Origin of the sequence: Streptomyces sp. NPDC053750 (assembly GCF_044544295.1) — a bacterium.
GTDB lineage: Bacteria > Actinomycetota > Actinomycetes > Streptomycetales > Streptomycetaceae > Streptomyces.
On the sequence record NZ_JBITXB010000006.1, the window covers coordinates 292,099 to 309,815 of the forward strand.

General features: G+C 68.1%; 12 protein-coding genes. All 12 read right to left on the reverse strand.

Annotation, left to right across the window (positions count from 1 at the left end; translation table 11 throughout):
* Positions 1–155: 155 nt before the first annotated feature.
* Positions 156–1,205 (reverse strand): ABC transporter ATP-binding protein, encoded by a 1,050-nt coding sequence (locus ACIGO6_RS19625; RefSeq protein WP_399877655.1) that lies wholly within the window; start codon positions 1,203–1,205, stop codon positions 156–158.
* Positions 1,198–2,181 carry an ABC transporter ATP-binding protein gene (locus ACIGO6_RS19630; RefSeq protein WP_399877657.1) on the reverse strand — a complete coding sequence of 328 codons (984 nt, stop codon included), beginning with the start codon at positions 2,179–2,181 and terminating at the stop codon, positions 1,198–1,200. Before ACIGO6_RS19630 ends, ACIGO6_RS19625 begins: the two co-directional genes overlap by 8 nt.
* 8 nt (positions 2,182–2,189) lie before the next feature.
* On the reverse strand, positions 2,190–3,212 hold the full coding sequence (locus ACIGO6_RS19635) for an ABC transporter permease (protein ID WP_399877660.1): 1,023 nt from the start codon (positions 3,210–3,212) through the stop codon (positions 2,190–2,192).
* Positions 3,205–4,128 (reverse strand): ABC transporter permease, encoded by a 924-nt coding sequence (locus ACIGO6_RS19640; RefSeq protein WP_399877662.1) that lies wholly within the window; start codon positions 4,126–4,128, stop codon positions 3,205–3,207. The genes ACIGO6_RS19635 and ACIGO6_RS19640 overlap by 8 nt, the downstream gene beginning before the upstream one ends.
* A 9-nt stretch (positions 4,129–4,137) precedes the next feature.
* The gene (locus ACIGO6_RS19645) at positions 4,138–5,766 is read right to left on the reverse strand and encodes an ABC transporter substrate-binding protein (RefSeq protein WP_399877664.1); all 1,629 of its coding nucleotides are present in this window, start codon (positions 5,764–5,766) and stop codon (positions 4,138–4,140) included.
* Between the two features lie 187 nt (positions 5,767–5,953).
* Entirely contained in the window at positions 5,954–7,102 is a 1,149-nt protein-coding gene (locus tag ACIGO6_RS19650; protein WP_399877666.1) for an ABC transporter ATP-binding protein, read from the reverse strand.
* Between the two features lie 26 nt (positions 7,103–7,128).
* The gene (locus ACIGO6_RS19655; protein WP_399877668.1) at positions 7,129–8,190 is read right to left on the reverse strand and encodes an ABC transporter ATP-binding protein; all 1,062 of its coding nucleotides are present in this window, start codon (positions 8,188–8,190) and stop codon (positions 7,129–7,131) included.
* A 10-nt stretch (positions 8,191–8,200) separates the two neighbouring features.
* Positions 8,201–9,178: an ABC transporter permease gene (locus tag ACIGO6_RS19660; RefSeq protein ID WP_399877671.1), complete on the reverse strand. Its 978-nt coding sequence runs from the start codon at positions 9,176–9,178 to the stop codon at positions 8,201–8,203.
* A 113-nt stretch (positions 9,179–9,291) separates the two neighbouring features.
* Positions 9,292–11,091 carry an ABC transporter substrate-binding protein gene (locus tag ACIGO6_RS19665; RefSeq protein ID WP_399877673.1) on the reverse strand — a complete coding sequence of 600 codons (1,800 nt, stop codon included), beginning with the start codon at positions 11,089–11,091 and terminating at the stop codon, positions 9,292–9,294.
* Between the two features lie 112 nt (positions 11,092–11,203).
* A complete protein-coding gene (locus ACIGO6_RS19670) occupies positions 11,204–12,235 on the reverse strand; it encodes an ABC transporter permease (RefSeq protein WP_399877675.1) in 1,032 nt (343 codons plus the stop codon).
* 870 nt (positions 12,236–13,105) lie between these two features.
* Complete coding sequence (gene typA, locus ACIGO6_RS19675; protein ID WP_399877677.1) at positions 13,106–15,013, reverse strand: translational GTPase TypA; 1,908 nt, start codon at positions 15,011–15,013, stop codon at positions 13,106–13,108.
* Between the two features lie 155 nt (positions 15,014–15,168).
* Positions 15,169–17,436: an ABC transporter substrate-binding protein gene (locus tag ACIGO6_RS19680; protein WP_399877680.1), complete on the reverse strand. Its 2,268-nt coding sequence runs from the start codon at positions 17,434–17,436 to the stop codon at positions 15,169–15,171.
* Positions 17,437–17,717 lie beyond the last annotated feature (281 nt).

Consider the following 17,717-nt stretch of genomic DNA (forward strand, 5'->3'; position numbering starts at 1 on the left):
CATCACCCGCCTGAGGCACCCGGAGGCATCAACCCCTGTAACACGCAGGCAACTTCACCAAAACGGTTCCGATATACGGACGCGCGACGCTGATCAGCGTACGGCCGTGCGGGTGCCGTAAGCGGGCCGGGGAGCCATGTCACCCCGGCCCGCTGTCATGCCTGCTGCTCCCCGCCCGCCTCCAGGGGCACCACCTTCTTCTCCTCGGCGAAGTGGCACGCCGAGTCGTGGGCCGCGGGGCCGGAGACCGCGCGGAACTCCGCGGGGACGGCGAGGGCCGGGACCTCCCGCGCGCAGCGTTCCTGGGCCTTCCAGCAGCGGGTGCGGAAGCGGCAGCCGGAGGGGATGTTGGTCGGGGACGGGACGTCACCGGCCAGGATGATGCGCTCGCGGTGTTCACGCGCCTCCGGGTCGGGGACCGGCACGGCGGACAGCAGTGCCTGGGTGTAGGGGTGGGTGGGATGGTCGTAGATCTCCGCGTCCCTGCCCGTCTCCACGATGCGGCCCAGGTACATCACGCCGACCCGGTCCGAGATGTGCCGGACGATCGACAGGTCGTGGGCGATGAAGATGTAGGACAGGTCGAACTCGTCCTGGAGGCGGCCCATCAGGTTGATCACCTGGGCCTGGACGGAGACGTCGAGGGCCGAGACCGGTTCGTCGGCGACGATGATCTCGGGGCGCAGGGCGAGGCCCCGCGCGATGCCGATGCGCTGGCGCTGGCCGCCGGAGAACTGGTGGGGGTAGCGGTTGATGTACTCCGGGTTGAGGCCGACGACGTCCAGCAGGTGCTGGACCCGCCTCCGCCGGTCGCCCTTCGGGGCCACCTCCGGATGGATGTCGTACGCCTCGCCGATGATGTCGCCGACCGTCATGCGGGGGTTGAGGGAGGTGTAGGGGTCCTGGAAGACCATCTGGATGTTCCGGCGTACGGCCTTCAGGGCCCGGCCCGAGAGCCTGGTGATGTCCTCGCCCTTGTAGCGGATCTCGCCGGCCGTCGGCCTCTCCAGGTGGACCAGCATCTTGGCGACCGTGGACTTGCCGCAGCCGGACTCGCCGACGATGCCCAGGGTCTCGCCGCGGGCCAGGTCGAAGTCGACGCCGTCGACGGCCTTCACCGCGCCGACCTGCTTCTTGAAGAGGATGCCGGAGGTCAGCGGGTAGTGCTTGACCAGCCCTCTGACCTGAAGAATGGGCTCAGCCATGCAGGCACTCCCTCCAGAAGTGGCAGGCGCTGCCCCGCTCCGCGTCGGAGTCCGTCACGTCGTAGAGGGGCGGTACGTCGGTGCGGCAGACGTCCTGGGCCATCAGGCAGCGGGGGTGGAAGGCGCAGCCGGACGGGATGCGGGTGAGGTTGGGCGGCAGGCCCTTGATGGCGTAGAGCTCCTGGCCCTTCTGGTCCAGGCGCGGGATCGACTCCAGCAGGCCGCGGGTGTAGGGGTGGGCGGGGCTCTTGTAGATGTCGTGGACGGGGGCCGTCTCGACGATGCGGCCCGCGTACATGACGGCGATCTTGTCGGCGACGTCGGCGACCACGCCCAGGTCGTGGGTGATCAGGATCAGGCCCATGCGCAGCTCGCGCTGGAGTTCCGCGAGCAGATCCATGACCTGGGCCTGGACGGTGACGTCGAGGGCGGTGGTCGGCTCGTCGGCGATGATCAGCCTGGGCTCCAGGGCCATCGCCATGGCGATCATGATGCGCTGGCGCATGCCGCCGGAGAACTGGTGCGGATACTGTCGCACGCGCTCCTTCGCGGCCGGGATGCGGACCCGGTCCATCAGCTCGACGGCCTTGGTCCGCGCGTCCTTCCTCGACATCCCGCGGTGCACGGTGAACATCTCGCCGAGCTGGTCGCCCACCGTCAGCACCGGGTTGAGCGACGACAGGGCGTCCTGGAAGATCATCGCCATCTCGGCGCCGCGGATCTTGCGGCGTTCCTCCTCCTTCAGTTTCAGCAGGTCCCGGCCCTCGAAGAGGACCTCGCCGGCGGTGACCCGGCCCGGCGGCATGTCGAGGATGCCCATGACCGTCTGGGCGGTGACGGACTTGCCGGAGCCCGACTCGCCGAGGACGGCCAGGGTCTCGCCCGCGTCGACGCCGTAGCTGACGCCGTTGACGGCCTTGGCGACGCCGTCCCGGGTGTGGAACTCCACGTGCAGGTCGCGCACTTCGAGCAGCATGCGGCGGCTCACCTCAGCTTCGGGTCGAGGGCGTCGCGCACCGCGTCGCCGAGCATGATGAACGCGAGGACGGTGACGGCGAGGGCTCCGGAGGGCCAGAGCAGCGCGTGGGGGGCGTTGCGGACGTAGGGGGCGGCGGCGGAGATGTCGATGCCCCAGGAGACGCTGGGCGGCTTGAGGCCGACGCCGAGGAAGGACAGGGTCGCCTCCAGGGAGATGTACGTGCCGAGCGCGATGGTCGCCACGACGATGACCGGTGCGATCGCGTTGGGCGCGATGTGGCGGAGCAGGAGGCGGGAGTGGGAGGCGCCCAGGGCACGGGCCGCCTGCACGTAGTCGTTCTGTTTGGCGGTGATGACCGAGCCGCGGGCGATGCGGGAGATCTGCGGCCAGCCGAGCAGCACGATGAAGCCGATGACCGGCCAGACGGTGTTGCTGGTGATGACGGAGAGCAGGACGAGGCCGCCGAGGACCACCGGGATCGCGAAGAAGACGTCGGTGATCCTGGAGAGGATCGAGTCCCCCACGCCGCCGAAGAAGCCGGCGAGGCCCCCGAGGACGCTGCCGAGGACCGCGACGCCGAGCGTGGCGAGGACGCCGACCGTCACCGATGTACGGGCGCCGTAGACGGTGCGGGTGTAGACGTCGCAGCCCTGGCCGTTGAATCCGAAGGGGTGGCCGGCCTGGGAGCCCTCCTGAGCCTTGGCCAGGTCGCACTTGAGGGGGCTGCCGGAGGCGATCAGGGACGGCCAGACGGAGATGACGATCAGGAAGAGGATCACCAGGGCCGAGATGATGAAGACGGGGTTGCGGCGCAGGTCGTGCCAGGCGTCGGACCAGAGGCTGCGGGGCCTGTCCTGGGGGCCGGGTCCGCCGTCCGTGTCGCCGTCCGTGTCGCCGTCCGTGTCGCCGTCCGGGCCCGACGGCGCCTTCTCCAGCGTGACCGCCTCGCTCGCACCCAGGTCCATGGTCCCGCCCGTGCCGGTCGCCGCGACGGCGCGTTCGGGCTCGTAGGGCTCGTGTTCAGGCATAGCGGATCCTCGGGTCGAGTACGGCGTACAGGAGGTCGACGACGAGGTTGGCGACGAGGAAGACAAGGACCAGGACGGTGACGAAGCCGACCACGGTCTGGGTGTTCTGGCGCAGGATGCCCTGGTAGAGCTGGTAGCCGACGCCGTGGATGTTGAAGATCCGCTCGGTGACGATGGCGCCGCCCATCAGGGCGCCGATGTCGGTGCCGATGAAGGTGACGACGGGGATCAGGGAGTTGCGCAGCAGGTGCCGGGTGATGACCCGGTGGCGGGGCAGGCCCTTGGCGATGGCGGTGCGGACGTAGTCGGAGCGCCGGTTCTCCGCGATGGAGGTACGGGTCAGCCGGGTGACGTACGCAAGGGAGACCGAGGCGAGGACCAGGCCGGGGACGATCAGCTCGCCGAAGGCGGCCTCGGTGGAGACGGCCGGGTCGATCCAGCCCCATTTGACGCCGAGCAGGAGCTGGAGGAGCAGGCCGGTGACGAAGGTGGGGACGGAGATGACCACGAGGGTGAGGAGCAGCACCCCGGTGTCGACGGGTCGGCCGCGGCGCAGGCCGGTGACGACGCCCAGGATGATGCCCACGATGATTTCGAAGAGGATCGCCACGACGGTCAGCCGGATGGTGACCGGGAAGGCCGTGCCCATCAGCTCGGTGACCGGCTGGCCGTTGAAGGCGGTGCCGAAGTCGCCGGTGAAGACGTTGCCCATGTAGGTGACGTACTGCTGCCACACGGGCTGGTCGAGGCCGAACTCGTGCCGCAGCCGGGCGGCGGTCGCCGGGTCGCACTCCCGGTCGCCGCACAGGCCGGCGATGGGGTCGCCCATCACGTTGACCATCAGGAAGATCAGCAGCGTGGCCCCGAGGAAGACCGGGATCATCTGGAGCAGCCGCCGGACGACGTAGCGTCCCATGGCGCCCCCTCAGCCGACCTTGATCTCGTCGTAGACCGGGACGCTGAACGGGTTGAGCTTGACGTTGGAGAGCCGCTCGGAGTAGCCGGCGCTGCCGTTCTGGTACCAGAGCGGGATGGCTCCCATCTCGTCCCGCAGGACTTCCTCCGCCTGCTGGAAGAGGCCGATGGCCTTGGTGGTGTCCGTCTCGGCGTTGGCCCGGTCGACGAGGTCGTCGAACTTCTCGTTGGACCACTTGCCGTCGTTGGAGGAGGCGTTGGTGTAGTAGAGCGGCTGGAGGAAGTTCTGGATGAGCGGGTAGTCCATCTGCCAGCCGGCGCGGAAGGGGCCGCTCATCTTCTTGTCGGTGATCTGGCCCCGGAAGTCGGCGAAGGTGCCGACCGGGTTGCCGACGCAGGCGCGGTCGTTGTCCAGGGCGTTGTTGATGGAGTTGCAGACCGCGTCGATCCACTGCTTGTGGGAGCCGGTGTCGGCGTTGTACGTGATCTTCACCTGGCCGCCGGGCAGTCCGCCGCCCTCCGCGATCAGCTTCTTGGCCTCGTCGGGCTTGTACTCGCACGCCTCGCCGCACAGGCCGGCCTTGTAGCCGCCGTCCGCGCCGAGGACGGGTGAGGTCCAGTCGGTGGCCGGGGTGCGGGTCTGCTCGAAGATCGTGTCGGTGATCTGCTTGCGGTTGATCGCCATGGACAGGCCCGTGCGAACCTTGTCCGAGCCGGACTTGTTCCAGTCCTTGTCGTAGTAGGGGAAGGCGAGGGTCTGGATGATGCCGGCCGGGGTGTTGATGTAGCGGTCGCCGAGGTCGCTCTCGACGTTCCTCAGCTGGGCGGCGGGGACGTCGTCGACGAGGTCGAGGTTGCCGGCCATCAGGTCGGTGTAGGCGGTGTTGTTGTCGGTGTAGACCTTCAGGTCGACGCCGCCGTTCTGGGCCTTGTCCGGACCCGGGTACTCCTCCCACGTCCGCAGGGACATCTGGGAGCCGCGGGTGTAGTTGTCCACCATGTACGGGCCGTTGCCGACCGGTTTCTTCAGCCAGGCGTCGTGGTCGTCGAAGAACGCCTTGGGCAGGGGCGCGAAGGCCGGGTAGCCGAGGGTGTCGGGGAACGTCGAGAACTTCTGGCCGAGCTGGACGGTGAAGGTGAGGGGGCCGGTGACCTTCAGCCCGGTGAGCGTGTCGGCGCTCTGCTCGCTCCCGTCCTCGGGGTGCACCTTGTCGTAGCCGTCGATGTAGCCGAAGAAGTAGGCGTTGCGCTGGTTGTTCTTCAGGCTCGCGCCGTAGTTCCAGGCGTCCACGAAGGACTGGGCGGTGACCTTCTCGCCGTTGCTGAAGGTCCAGCCGTCCTTGACGGTGATGGTGAACTTCTGCGAGTCGGAGCTCTCGATCCTCTCGGCGAGCATGTTCTGTGCCTCGCCGGTCTCGGGGTCGTACTTCTTCAGCCCCCGGAAGATCATGTCGAGGACCTTGCCGCCCTGCACCTCGTTGGTGTTGGCCGGCTCCAGCGGGTTCTGCGGATCGCCCCAGGAGGAGCTGAGCACCGCGCTCGTGTCTCCGCTGCCGCCGCCCCCGCCTCCGCAGGCAGTCGTCGCGAGGGCTACCGCAGCCGCACATGCGGCCCATCTGGCGTGCGTGGCTCCGCGCATGGAGTGCCTCCCTGTGCCCTGGCTGTTCGGCTGATCCGTTACGGGTCAGCTTCAGGGGGTGCATCCATCGGCGCACACTCGTCCGGTCCGTACGGGTTGCGCGGTGCTCCGGACGGGTGTGGCGGGAACCGGCACAGCGCAGGGGCGGGAGTGTTCCTCCCGCCCCTGCGCTGTTCCTGTCTGCCGTTCAGCTCTTCGAGAGCTTCGCGTCGCCGCCGTCGGCGTCGTCCTCCAGGGCCTTCAGCCCCGGGTCCATCACGATGTCCTCGGACCTGGCCTCCGTCGTGGGGTCCTCCGGGAAGTGGCAGGCGGTCAGATGGCCCGACCGGTTGCCCTCGAGGTGGACCAGCGGCGGCTCCTCGGTCGCGCACTTGTCCTGCGCCTTCCAGCACCGGGTGCGGAAGCGGCAGCCGGACGGCGGGGAGATCGGCGAGGGGACGTCGCCCTCGAGGCGGATCCGCTCCTTCTTCTCCGCGTCGATGTCGGCGTCCGGCACCGCCGACAGCAGCGCGTGCGTGTACGGGTGGCGGGGCCGGTTGTAGAGGGAGTCGCGGTCGGCGATCTCCACGACCTTGCCGAGGTACATCACCGCGATGCGCTGCGAGAAGTGCCGCACGATCGCCAAGTCGTGGGCGATGAAGACGAACGCGATCCCCATCTCCCGCTGCACTTCCTGCAGCAGGTTGACCACCTGGGCCTGGATCGACACGTCGAGCGCCGAGACCGGCTCGTCGGCGATGATCAGCTTCGGCTCCAGGGCGATGGCACGCGCGACGCCGATGCGCTGGCGCTGACCGCCGGAGAACTCGTGCGGGAAGCGGTTGTAGTGCTCGGGGTTGAGACCGACGATCTCCAGGAGTTCCCGGACGCGCTTCTCGCGGCCGCCGGGCGGGTTGATCCCGTTGATCTCCATCGGGCCCGAGATGATCGTGCCCACCGTCTGCCGCGGGTTCAGCGCCGTGTAAGGGTCCTGGAAGATCATCTGGATCTCGGACCTGATCGGCGCCAGCTGCTTGCGGTTGGCGCGGCTGATGTCCTGCCCGCGGTACTGGATGGTGCCCTCGGTGGGCTCGTACAGGCGGGTCAGCAGTCGGCCGGTCGTCGACTTGCCGCAGCCGGACTCGCCGACGAGGCCGAGGCTTTCGCCCTCGAAGACCTCGAGGTCGACGCCGTCGACGGCCTTGACGTGGCCGACGGTGCGCTTGATGGGGAAGCCGCCCTTGATCGGGAAGTGCTTCTTCAGTCCCGTGACCTTGAGGAGCGGTGTGCCGTCGCCGTCCCGCTGCTGCGGGACGGTGTCGGCGACCGCCGTGGTCGTCTTGCTGTTGTCGCTCATGGTGATGCCCCAGTCGCCGGTTTCTCTCAGCCCAGCCGGGGCTGAATCGTGTCGATGAACACCTGCTGCCGCTGGCCCTCCGTCAGGTGACAGGCGGCGGCCCGGCCATCGGCGAGCGTCGGGCGCTCAGCCGAGCACAGGCCTCCGGAGACCTTGTCGGTGAAGCCGCACCGCGGGTGGAAGGCACATCCCGACGGCGGGTTCAGCAGGGAGGGCGGCGAGCCCGGGATCGGCACCAGCGGCTCGTCCACGTCGGAGGACAGCCGCGGCATCGAGCCCAGTAGACCCCAGGTGTACGGGTGCTGGGGCGCCTTGAGCACCTCGCGCACCGAACCGCGCTCCACGGCCCGGCCCGCGTACATCACCAGGATGTCGTCGGCCATGTTGGCGACCACGCCGAGGTCGTGGGTGATCATGATGATCGCGGAGCCGAACTCCTGCTGCAGGTCCTTGAGCAGGTCGAGGATCTGCGCCTGCACCGTCACGTCGAGGGCCGTGGTGGGCTCGTCGGCGATGAGCAGGTCCGGGTCGCAGGAGAGCGCCATCGCGATCATGGCACGCTGGCGCATGCCGCCGGAGAACTGGTGCGGGTAGTCGTCGACCCGCTTCTGCGGGTGCGGGATGCCGACCTTCTGCAGCAGGTCGATGGCGCGCACCCGGGCGTCCCTCTTGGAGGCGCCGGTGTGCTTCATGAACGGCTCACCGATCTGCCGGCCGACCGTGTAGTACGGCGACAGCGCGGTCAGCGCGTCCTGGAAGATCATCGCCATCTTCTTGCCGCGCAGCTTCTCCAGCTGCTTCTCGCTCGCGACGGTCAGCTCCTGGCCGTCGAGCTTGATCGAGCCGTCGATGGCGGTCTTCTTGCGGTTGTGCAGGCCCAGGACGGCCAGGTTGGTCACCGACTTGCCGGAGCCGGACTCGCCCACGATGCCGAGGGTCTTGCCGCGCTCCAGGTCGAAGGAGAGCCCGTCCACGGCCTTGACGACGCCGTCCTCGCTGGAGAAGTGGACCTTGAGGTCGCGCACCGAGAGAAAGGCTTCTCCCGCGGCGGCGGACGCTGCCTCTTCGGGCTTGGTCTGAGTGGTCACGGTGGTTCTCCTAGGACAGACGCACGCGCGGGTCGATGACGGCGTACAGGGCGTCCACGATCAGGTTGAAGACGATGATGAGCGCGGCGCTGACCAGCATGACGCCCATCAGCATCGGCAGGTCCTTGTTGGTGACGGAGTTCAGCGCGAGCCGGCCCAGTCCGGCGAGGCCGAACGTCAGCTCGGTCACCATGCCTCCCGACAACAGGGAGGAGAGGTCGATGCCGAGGATGGTCACGATGGGGATGAGGGAGCCGCGCCAGGCGTAGCGGAAGAAGACGAAGTTGCCCGACATGCCCTTGGCGCGGGCCGCCTTCACATGCTCTTCCTGGAGCTGTTCGATCATCGACGAGCGGCTCATACGGGTGTAGTTGGCGGTGAAGATGGTCGCCATCACGAACCAGGGGATCAGCAACCCCATGAACCAGCCGCCGAGGTCCTCGGAGAACGGCACGTACTTCGGCTTGTCCAGCCAGCCGGTGCTGTAGACCGTGGCGAGCAGGACGAGCGGGCCGAGGAAGTAGATCTGCATGGAGCTGATGACGAGCGACCCGGAGCTGAACGTCTTGTCCACCCAGGTGCCGCGGAACTTCGCGGCCAGCATGCCGGCGCCGAGACCGGCGACGAGGAAGACGATCAGGCTGCCCGCGGTCAGCGACAGGGTCAGCGGGAAACGGTCGAGGATCGTGTCCCAGACGTTCTGGTCGTTGGCGAAGGAGACACCGAAGCAGGGCGCAGGGCAGTGTCCGACGGCGAAGTCACGGCCGGCGAAGATGCCGACCAGGAAGTCCCAGTACTGGGTGGTGACCGGCTTGTCGAGGCCGAGGTTCTTGTGAATGATCTCCAGCGCGTCCGGAGTGCAGTTCTTGCCACAGGCCAGCATGGCCGGGTCCTGCGGGATCGCGAAGAACATGAAGAACGTGAACGCACTGATCAACAGCAGAATCAGCGCCGCGCCGAACGTCCGGCGAATGAGGAATTGAAGCATGGCAGGCAGCTGCTCTCAGGACGGCGGCAATCGGAGGGGAGGTCGGGGAGGCGTCCGGGCCCCGGTGGTGGGCGCTCCGCCGCGCGCCCACCACCGGAGTCCTGACCTGGCGGTTACTTCTTGAGGAAGACCCGGGTGACGTCCACGTAGCTCGAGTCCGAGCTGTAGCGGAGGCCGCCGACGTTAGAACCGAAGATCTGGAAGACCTTGGTGTAGTACATCGGGGCGGCCGGGTTGACCTTCTCGGAGATGTACTTGCTCAGCTCGGCCCACGCCTTGGTGGCCTCGGCGGTGTCGGTGATCTGCGAGATGCGCTTGATCTCGGAGTTCACGTGGGCGTCGTTGATGTGCGAGTAGTTCGACGCGCCGTCCTGGATCTGCGTGCCGTCGTACACCGGCGGGATGACCGTGGAGGCGGACGGCCAGTCCTGGCCCCAGCCCGTCATGTACAGGTCCAGGCCGTTGTTGACCTTGCCGACCTGCTCGTACCAGGTCGCGCCGTCGATCTCCTTCTTCTGGATGTCGAGACCGATCTTCTCCAGCGCGGTGGTGATCAGGACGGCCTGCTGCTGACGGACCGGCGTGTTGGCGTAGGCGTAGACGAGGCTCTTGCCCTCGAAGCCGCCTTCCTTGATCAGCTTCTTGGCGGCCTCGATGTCGCCGTTGGGCTTCTTGTGCCGGCTGAACGGGTCGAACGCCTCGTCGTAACCCGGAGTCGTCGGCGAGATCAGCGAGTTGGCGACCTCACCGCCGTAGGCACCGCCGTCGGCCTTGAAGACCGAGGACGAGGGGATCGCCAGGGTGATGGCATCGCGGAGCTTCTTGTCCTTGATGCGGTCCATGTTGAAGTTGAGCTGCCACACGTAGGGCGCGTAGCCCTGGATCGTGCGCTTCATGGCCGCCTTGTCGCTGACGACCTTCTGCAGCTGCGTGGTGGCGACCTGACCCGTGAACATCATCGCGTTCTTGGCCTCGCCCTGGTCGGCGAGCAGGGTCTTGGTCTGGTCCTCGTCATCGTGGTTGATCGAGATGTCGAAGCCGTCCACGTACTGGTGACGCACCGAGTCGGACTTCGGGTCCCAGTGGGTGTTCTTGACCAGCTTCATGGACTTGCCCGGCTTGAAGTCCGCGATCTTGTACGGGCCCACGGCGACCGGGGCCGTGTCGTACTTCGCCTTGGTGTCCGTCTCCACCGGGACGACGCTGTAACCCGGCATCGTCAGCATCTGCGGGAGGTCGGGCTGCGCGACCTTGAAGTTGAAGACGATCGTCTTGTCGTCCGGCGTCGCCAGGACGTTGTCCGGCAGGTGCTTGCCCTTGTCCGGACCCGTGTAGGCGTCGCGGTAGGTGGTGCCGGCACCGGACAGCCACTGCTGCAGGTAGGTCGGGCCGTCGGTGATGTACGAGGAGTACAGGCGCTCGACCGTGTTGCGGATGTCGGCCGAGTTGATCGGGTTCCCGTTCGCGTCCTTCAGGTTGTCCTTCAGGGTGTACGTCCAGGTCTTGCCGCCGTTCGACGACTTGCCCGCGTCGGTGGCGAGGTCGCCCACGACGGTCAGGTTGCCCTTGTCGTCCTCGGAGTACTGGGTCAGACCGCGGAAGATGAGGCGGCTGAGCAGCTTGCCGTCCGAGACGTAGATCTGACCCGGGTCCAGGTGGGAGAAGTCGTCCTCCTGGTAGACGGTCATGGTGCCGCCCGGCGTCGCGCCGGGAACCTCGGGAGCCGGACCGGTGGACGCCTGCGCATCGCCGATCTGCACCGGCTTCGACTGCGACTTGGCGTCTTCCTTCTTCTTGCTGTTGTCCTTGGCGGAGCCGCCGCTGTCGCCGCCACCACAGGCGGTCAGGGTCAGGGCGCCGGCAGCGACCGCGACGATCGCGGCCGTGGCGGTGCGGTTACGGAAGATGCTCATAGGGACGAATCCACCTGCCTGTGAGTAGTGAGCACTGCTGGTACGTGGCCGGGGCCGGGCTGAGCGGCACCGAACCGGCCGGGCGAGAGTGTGGGGGGATTCCCCTGGGGGCTCAGCGTCCCGTCTTGGGATCGAAGGCGTCCCGCACCGAGTCACCGAGGAGGTTGAAGGCCACGACGAAGATCACCATGGCCACTCCGGGGAAGAGCATGTAGTACGGGTCCTGCTCGATGGTGCCGGCGCCGATGGCGAACATCCGTCCCCAGTCCGGCGTGGGCTCGACGTACCCGACGCCCACGAAGGAGAGGAACGCGATGTTGAGGATGGTGCTCGGCAGCTGGAGCGTCGCCTGTACCAGCGTCGGAGTGACGATGTTGGGCAGCAGTTCCTTGCGGATGATGCGCCAGGGAGAGGCGCCGGAGATGCGCGCCGCCTCGATGAACTCCCGGTCGCGCAGGGCCAGTGTGGCGCCTCGGACGATCCGGGACATGCTCATCCAGCCCAGGAAGGACAGCACGATGATGATCGCGCTGGTGCGCACGTAGGTGGGCGTCTCCTTGTCGGGGGCGACGAACACCGTGGTGATGACGGGCATCGCGGCGACGAAGAACAGCTGGCTGGGAAGGGCCATGAAGAAGTCGGTGACCCGGCCGAGCCAGTAGTCGACCTTCCCGCCGAAGTAGCCGCCGGCGAGACCGATCAGCACACCCAGCACCGTCATGAGGATGGTCGCGACCAGCGCCGTGGCGAGCGAGGTCCGGATGCCGTACAGCAGCTGGGTGAACACGTCACGGCCCAGGACCGGTTCGATGCCGAACCAGAACTCGCCGTCCATGCCGCCGAACGGCTTGGCAGGCATCGTGAACATGTCCAGGAGCTCGGGGTTGTCCTGCCCGTAGAGCGTGTACGGGTCCTTGCCGTACACCTTCGAGATCAGCGGCGCCGCCGCCGCGATCAGGAAGAAGAACAGGACGACGAAGCCGGCCACCACACCGGTGCGGTCACGCTTGAAACGCGCCCACATCAACTGCTTGGGACTGCGCCCCGCCAGCTTCTTCGACTCCTTGGCGTCACCCTTCGGCGCGCTCTCTTTGTCCAAGACGGGAGAGGCTTCAGCACCCTCAATCTCGATTGGACTCGTCATGATTGGTCCATTTCACAGGTTGGAGGTCGTCGGGAGTGCACAGCGGCCCGACGGCCTTCGCACGGCGTACGTCATTCGCAGCGCGCGAGGGGAACAACGACGGAGGGGCGGCACCACCCCTGGAGAACCCTTGCCCGCGGCCGGTACCTACCGGCCGACGGCACGCGTCGTCAAGGAAGCTCGCGCCGCCGCGTCGCTACCTCGACCACCGTGACGGCACCGAACGCACCTGCGGGGCCTACATCTGCCATCGGGGACGATGCGACCCATATGGCGCTTGTGGCACCTCGCATGGGTTCCTCCTCATGAATCCGCTGGTTCACCGCAAAGAGGAGCACAGGACGCGTCCCGGCCACCCAGCGGTGACCGGAGACCGTCAGGTGCCCCCGCGCTCGCGAGCCTGCGCCGTCAGCGCGTGACCCGTTTATCCGAGCTCTACGCGCCTAACTATCTGCCATTCTCTGGTGGACGAACCACACTCTCGAGGTCTCGGTTCGATCACAGATAGGGGCCAGACCTTTCAAAATCCGGACAAAGGGTTTGGTGAGAGATCACAGCGAAACGGACTTGTTACACATCTAGCGGTGAATACTGTCCGTATAACGGACGCCGGGGTGACGAAAAGTGATTGCGCGTAACGCACCGGCGGTGCAAGGTGCCTTGCAGGTCTGTCTCGTGCTCGGCGCAGGTTAGTGCGGCTCGGTCCGCCCGGCGGCATCCGGCGACGAAATCTAGGGTTATCCCTACCTCTTGGGGGTCTACCGGGGGTCTGCTGGGGTCCGCGCCTCGCCCCGCCGACCGCGCCCCCGCATACGAAACGGCACCGGGCACCACGTCAGACGTGGTGCCCGGTGCCGTTGTGAAGAGGCGTCAGCCGTGCTTGGCGCGGCTCGCGGCGCGGGCGCGCTCGCGGGCGTCCAGGTTCACCTTGCGGATGCGGACGGCCTCCGGGGTCACCTCGACGCACTCGTCGTCGCGGCAGAACTCCAGGGACTGCTCCAGCGAGAGCTTGCGCGGCGGGACGATCGCCTCGAACGAGTCGGCCGAGGACGACCGCATGTTGGTGAGCTTCTTCTCCTTGGTGATGTTGACGTCCATGTCGTCGGAGCGGGAGTTCTCGCCGACGATCATGCCCTCGTACACCTCGGTGCCGGGCTCCGTGAAGAGCACGCCGCGCTCCTGGAGGTTGGTCATCGCGAACGCGGTGACGGCACCGGAGCGGTCGGCGACCAGCGAGCCGTTGTTACGGGTCGTCAGGGTGCCGAACCAGGGCTCGTGGCCCTCGTGGATGGAGTGGGCGATACCGGTGCCGCGGGTCTGGGTCAGGAACTCGGTACGGAAGCCGATCAGACCGCGGGACGGCACGACGAACTCCATGCGGACCCAGCCGGAGCCGTGGTTGGACATGTTGTCCATCCGGCCCTTGCGCACGCCCATCAGCTGCGTGACCGCGCCCATGTGCTCCTCGGGCACGTCGATCGTCATGCGCTCGACGGGCTCGTACGTCTTGCCGTCGACCTCCTTGGTGACGACCTGCGGCTTGCCGATGGTCAGCTCGAAGCCCTCGCGGCGCATCTGCTCGACCAGGATGGCCAGCGCCAGCTCACCGCGGCCCTGCACCTCCCAGGCGTCGGGGCGCTCGGTGTCCAGGACGCGGAGCGAGACGTTGCCGATGAGCTCGCGGTCCAGACGGTCCTTGACCTGGCGGGCGGTGACCTTGCGGTCCTTGACGACCGCCTTGTTGTCCGCGCCCTTGCCGGTGGCGCCGCGGCCGACCAGCGGGGAGGTGTTGGTGCCGATGGTCATGGAGATCGCGGGCTCGTCCACCGTGATCAGCGGCAGCGGGACCGGGTTCTCCTGGTCGGCCAGGGTCTCGCCGATCATGATGTCCGGGATACCGGCGACGGCGCAGATGTCACCGGGGCCGGCCTTCTCGGCGGGCTTGCGGGTGAGCGCCTCGGTCATCATCAGCTCGGAGATGCGGACGTTGCTCACGGACCCGTCGCGCTTCATCCAGGCCACGGTCTGGCCCTTCTTCAGCTCGCCCTGGTGCACGCGCAGCAGCGCGATACGGCCGAGGAAGTTGTCGGCGTCCAGGTTGGTCACGTGCGCCTGGAGCGGGGCGTCCTCGTCGTAGGTCGGGGCCGGGATGTGCTCCAGGATGGTGGAGAAGAACGGCTCCAGGTTGGTGGAGTCGGCGGGGACCGTGCCGTCCTCCGGCTTGGTCAGGGAGGCGACGCCGTCCCGGCCGCAGGCGTAGACGATCGGGAACTCGATCTGCTCCTCGTCGGCGTCCAGGTCGAGGAAGAGGTCGTAGGTCTCGTTGACGACCTCGTCGATCCGGGAGTCCGGCCGGTCCGTCTTGTTGATGCACAGGATGATCGGCAGCCGCTGCTGGAGCGCCTTGCGCAGCACGAAGCGGGTCTGCGGCAGCGGGCCCTCGGAGGCGTCCACGAGCAGGACGACGCCGTCGACCATCGACAGACCGCGCTCGACCTCGCCACCGAAGTCGGCGTGGCCGGGGGTGTCGATGATGTTGATGGTGATGACGTCGCCGCCATCCTTCGGGTGGTACTTCACCGCCGTGTTCTTGGCCAGGATCGTGATGCCCTTCTCACGCTCCAGGTCGTTCGAGTCCATCATGCGGTCGTCGACGGAGTCGAGCTGGTGCGCGGCGAAGGCACCGGCCTGCTTGAGCATTCCGTCGACGATCGTGGTCTTGCCGTGGTCGACGTGGGCGACGATGGCGACGTTGCGGATGTCGTGGCGCGTGGCCATATGAGGCGTACTCCCGGAGGGTGTGAGGACGGCCCTCGCGTACGTCCGTGTCACGCGGGCCTGCCGGGCGGTACATGCCACGGCCTCACCCAATGGTACGGGGCCCCGGGGACTGGGGCTTCCCGGGTGCTGTACGCGCAGGCCGGGACACCCGGTCAGGACGAGGGAGTGGCCGACGACCGTGACCCCTGGGCGCCCTTCTTGAAGTAGCCCATGTCCTCGTAGACGGGGGTCTCGAAACCGAAGGCTCCGGCGTTGGCGAGGTTCTTCCGGGCCGCCATGAGCTGGGGGCGCTGATAGAGGGGGATGGACCCGGCCGCCGCCCAGATCCGGGAGTCGGCCTTGCGGAGCAGGTCCCGGGCCTCCTCCTGGTCCAGGGTCGCCAGGGCCTGGTCGAAGAGCTGGTCGACCTGGTCGGTGCCGACCCGGGTGTAGTTCTGCGCGACGTTCAGCGAACCGTCGGCGGCCGGGACGGGCTTGGCGTAGATGGGGCGGGCGTCGGTGGCGGGGAAGGCGGTGGTGGGCCAGGAGTAGAGCGCCAGGTCGTACTCGCCGGAGGCGATGTGGTCCTTGAAGTAGCTCTCGTCCGGGACCTTGGTGATGTCGGTGCCGATGCCGATCTTCTCCAGCATCCCCGAGATGCGGTCGGCGACGGTGCGCAGGGCCTGGGAGCCGGAGCCGGAGGGGAGCACGAAGCGCAGGGTGAGCGCCTTGCCGTCCTTGGCGACGGGGGCCGCCGCGGCGCCGGCCGGGGCGGCGGTGCCCTTGGGGGCGTAGGCGCCGGGGGCGCCGCCCTGCGCGGTGTTCTTGCCGCTGCTGCGCTTCTCGCCGCTCTCCTGGTCGGTGTCGTCGGCCTCGTCCCTGCCGTCGTCGTTCTTGTTGTCGCTCTCGTCGTCGTTCTTGTTGTCCTCGCCGACGATGTATGTCCCGTCGTCGCCGCCCTCGGACTTCTCCTCGTCCTTGCCCTCCTTGGACTTCTCGGCGCCGGCGGCCTCCTCGCCGTCCTCGGTCTCCTTCACCGGCCCGCCCCACACCCACCCGGCGTCCGCGAGGAGGGCCCGGGCCTCCTTGACGTTCTGCTCGCCGAGTGCGCCGCTGCCATCGGCGTACGCGGGCTGGCCGGAGAGCGCGAGGTGGCTGCCCACGGGCTCGGCGGGCAGGCCCAGCGGCCCGAGCACCGTCTCGGCCAGCTGCCGGCGGTCCAGTGCGCGGGCCACGGCCCGGCGGACGCGTTCGTCGGCGAGGGGGCCGTCGGCGCCGTTGAGGGCGAGCTGGGTGTGGACGGGCTCCAGCGACTTGCGGACCTCGAAGCCGCTCAGGGCCTTCTCCCGGCGTTCGAGCTTGGCCGGCGACGCGCGCCGCTCCTCACGGGCGAGGGCCTCCTCCTCGGCCGCCTCCTCGTCGGAGCCGTTGGCGAGGGCCCAGGAGCGCAGCGCCCGCGCGGCGGACCTGCCCTGCGCGCCCCCGAGCGGCGAGGCGCCCGAATCCGCGGCCGGGGAGTCGTCCGGCCCCATGAGCGGGGTCCCGGTGCCCGCGTCCCGGGGGCCGGCGGCCAGGGTGACCTGCTCGGCGGTGTCCGGGTCGATCTCCGCCAGGTCGAGCTCGCCGGCGACCAGTGCGGAGACCCGCTCGTCGCGCGGTACGGCGCGCAGCACGATCTGCTCCAGCTTGGCCGGCTCCCCCCACCAGCGCGGATTGCCGGTCAGGAGCACCTCGTCGGCCTTGGTGTCGACCTTCTTGACGGTGAAGGGGCCGGCGGTGACCTTCAGCTTGCGCCGCGCGCCGTCGTTGAAGGCGTCCGGGGTGCCCATGACCTCCTTCGGGTACAGCGGTGTGAACAGCGACTTCCAGTCGGCGTAGGTCCGGCTGAAGGTGACCTTGACCTCCAGGTCGCCGGCGCCGCGCTCGATCTTCTCGATCCGGTCGTAGCCGGCGTTGCGGGCGGTCCAGTAGGCGCTGTCCTTGCCGGACAGGGCGCGCCACTGGGCGGCGAAGTCGGCGGCGCCGATCTCCCGGCCGTCGCTCCAGACGGCCTGCTGGTTGAGCCGGTACACGACGACCTGCTTGGGCTCGGTCTCGACGACCTTGGCCGACTCCAGGTAGTCGGGGTTGCGGACCGGGCGGCCGGCCTCGTCCATCCGGTACATCGAGGGCAGCACGGCCTGGGCGACGCGGGCGGTGGTGGCGTCGGCGTCCGACTGGAAGGTGTTCAGCGTGTCCGGTACGGAGTCCACGGCCCAGCGCAGGGTGCCGCCGTCCGCGACGCCGGCGCGGTCCGCGTCGGCGATGTCCGGCCCGGCGAGCGGCTTGCCCGACGGGTCCTCGGAGCTGCAGCCGGCCAGCGCGGTGAGCGCGAGCACCCCCGCGGTGAGGAAGGCGACCGAGCGCATGACCGCGCGCGGTCCGACGCCGACGTGGGACATCTCTGCTACCTCCGGAGGGCCGCGGGCATGGTGATCACTTGTAGCGATATATGCACTATGTGCGGTATATGCTGGTTTTGAGTTGATCATTTGTTATCCGGACGCGGATGCGGCCACTGAAGAGGAATCGGTTCGGCGACGCCGGGAGACACGGCGAGGACGGTGCGGAAGCCACCCGTGTGGCGCAACACCACCCTCGATGCACCGACACGCCCCGGCCAATCGCTGCACGTCCCTTCCCAGCAACAGGTGTGACGCGCAACACTCGCAGGCGCATGAAC

What these genes read in the sequence shown, in the direction of transcription:
- ACIGO6_RS19625 (WP_399877655.1), bottom strand. Translation starts at nt 1,205, where the DNA reads ATGGCTGAGCCCATTCTTCAGGTCAGAGGGCTGGTCAAGCACTACCCG.
- ACIGO6_RS19630 (WP_399877657.1), bottom strand. Translation starts at nt 2,181, where the DNA reads ATGCTGCTCGAAGTGCGCGACCTGCACGTGGAGTTCCACACCCGGGAC.
- ACIGO6_RS19635 (WP_399877660.1), bottom strand. Translation starts at nt 3,212, where the DNA reads ATGCCTGAACACGAGCCCTACGAGCCCGAACGCGCCGTCGCGGCGACC.
- ACIGO6_RS19640 (WP_399877662.1), bottom strand. Translation starts at nt 4,128, where the DNA reads ATGGGACGCTACGTCGTCCGGCGGCTGCTCCAGATGATCCCGGTCTTC.
- ACIGO6_RS19645 (WP_399877664.1), bottom strand. Translation starts at nt 5,766, where the DNA reads ATGCGCGGAGCCACGCACGCCAGATGGGCCGCATGTGCGGCTGCGGTA.
- ACIGO6_RS19650 (WP_399877666.1), bottom strand. Translation starts at nt 7,102, where the DNA reads ATGAGCGACAACAGCAAGACGACCACGGCGGTCGCCGACACCGTCCCG.
- ACIGO6_RS19660 (WP_399877671.1), bottom strand. Translation starts at nt 9,178, where the DNA reads ATGCTTCAATTCCTCATTCGCCGGACGTTCGGCGCGGCGCTGATTCTG.
- ACIGO6_RS19665 (WP_399877673.1), bottom strand. Translation starts at nt 11,091, where the DNA reads ATGAGCATCTTCCGTAACCGCACCGCCACGGCCGCGATCGTCGCGGTC.
- ACIGO6_RS19670 (WP_399877675.1), bottom strand. Translation starts at nt 12,235, where the DNA reads ATGACGAGTCCAATCGAGATTGAGGGTGCTGAAGCCTCTCCCGTCTTG.
- typA (WP_399877677.1), bottom strand. Translation starts at nt 15,013, where the DNA reads ATGGCCACGCGCCACGACATCCGCAACGTCGCCATCGTCGCCCACGTC.
- ACIGO6_RS19680 (WP_399877680.1), bottom strand. Translation starts at nt 17,436, where the DNA reads ATGTCCCACGTCGGCGTCGGACCGCGCGCGGTCATGCGCTCGGTCGCC.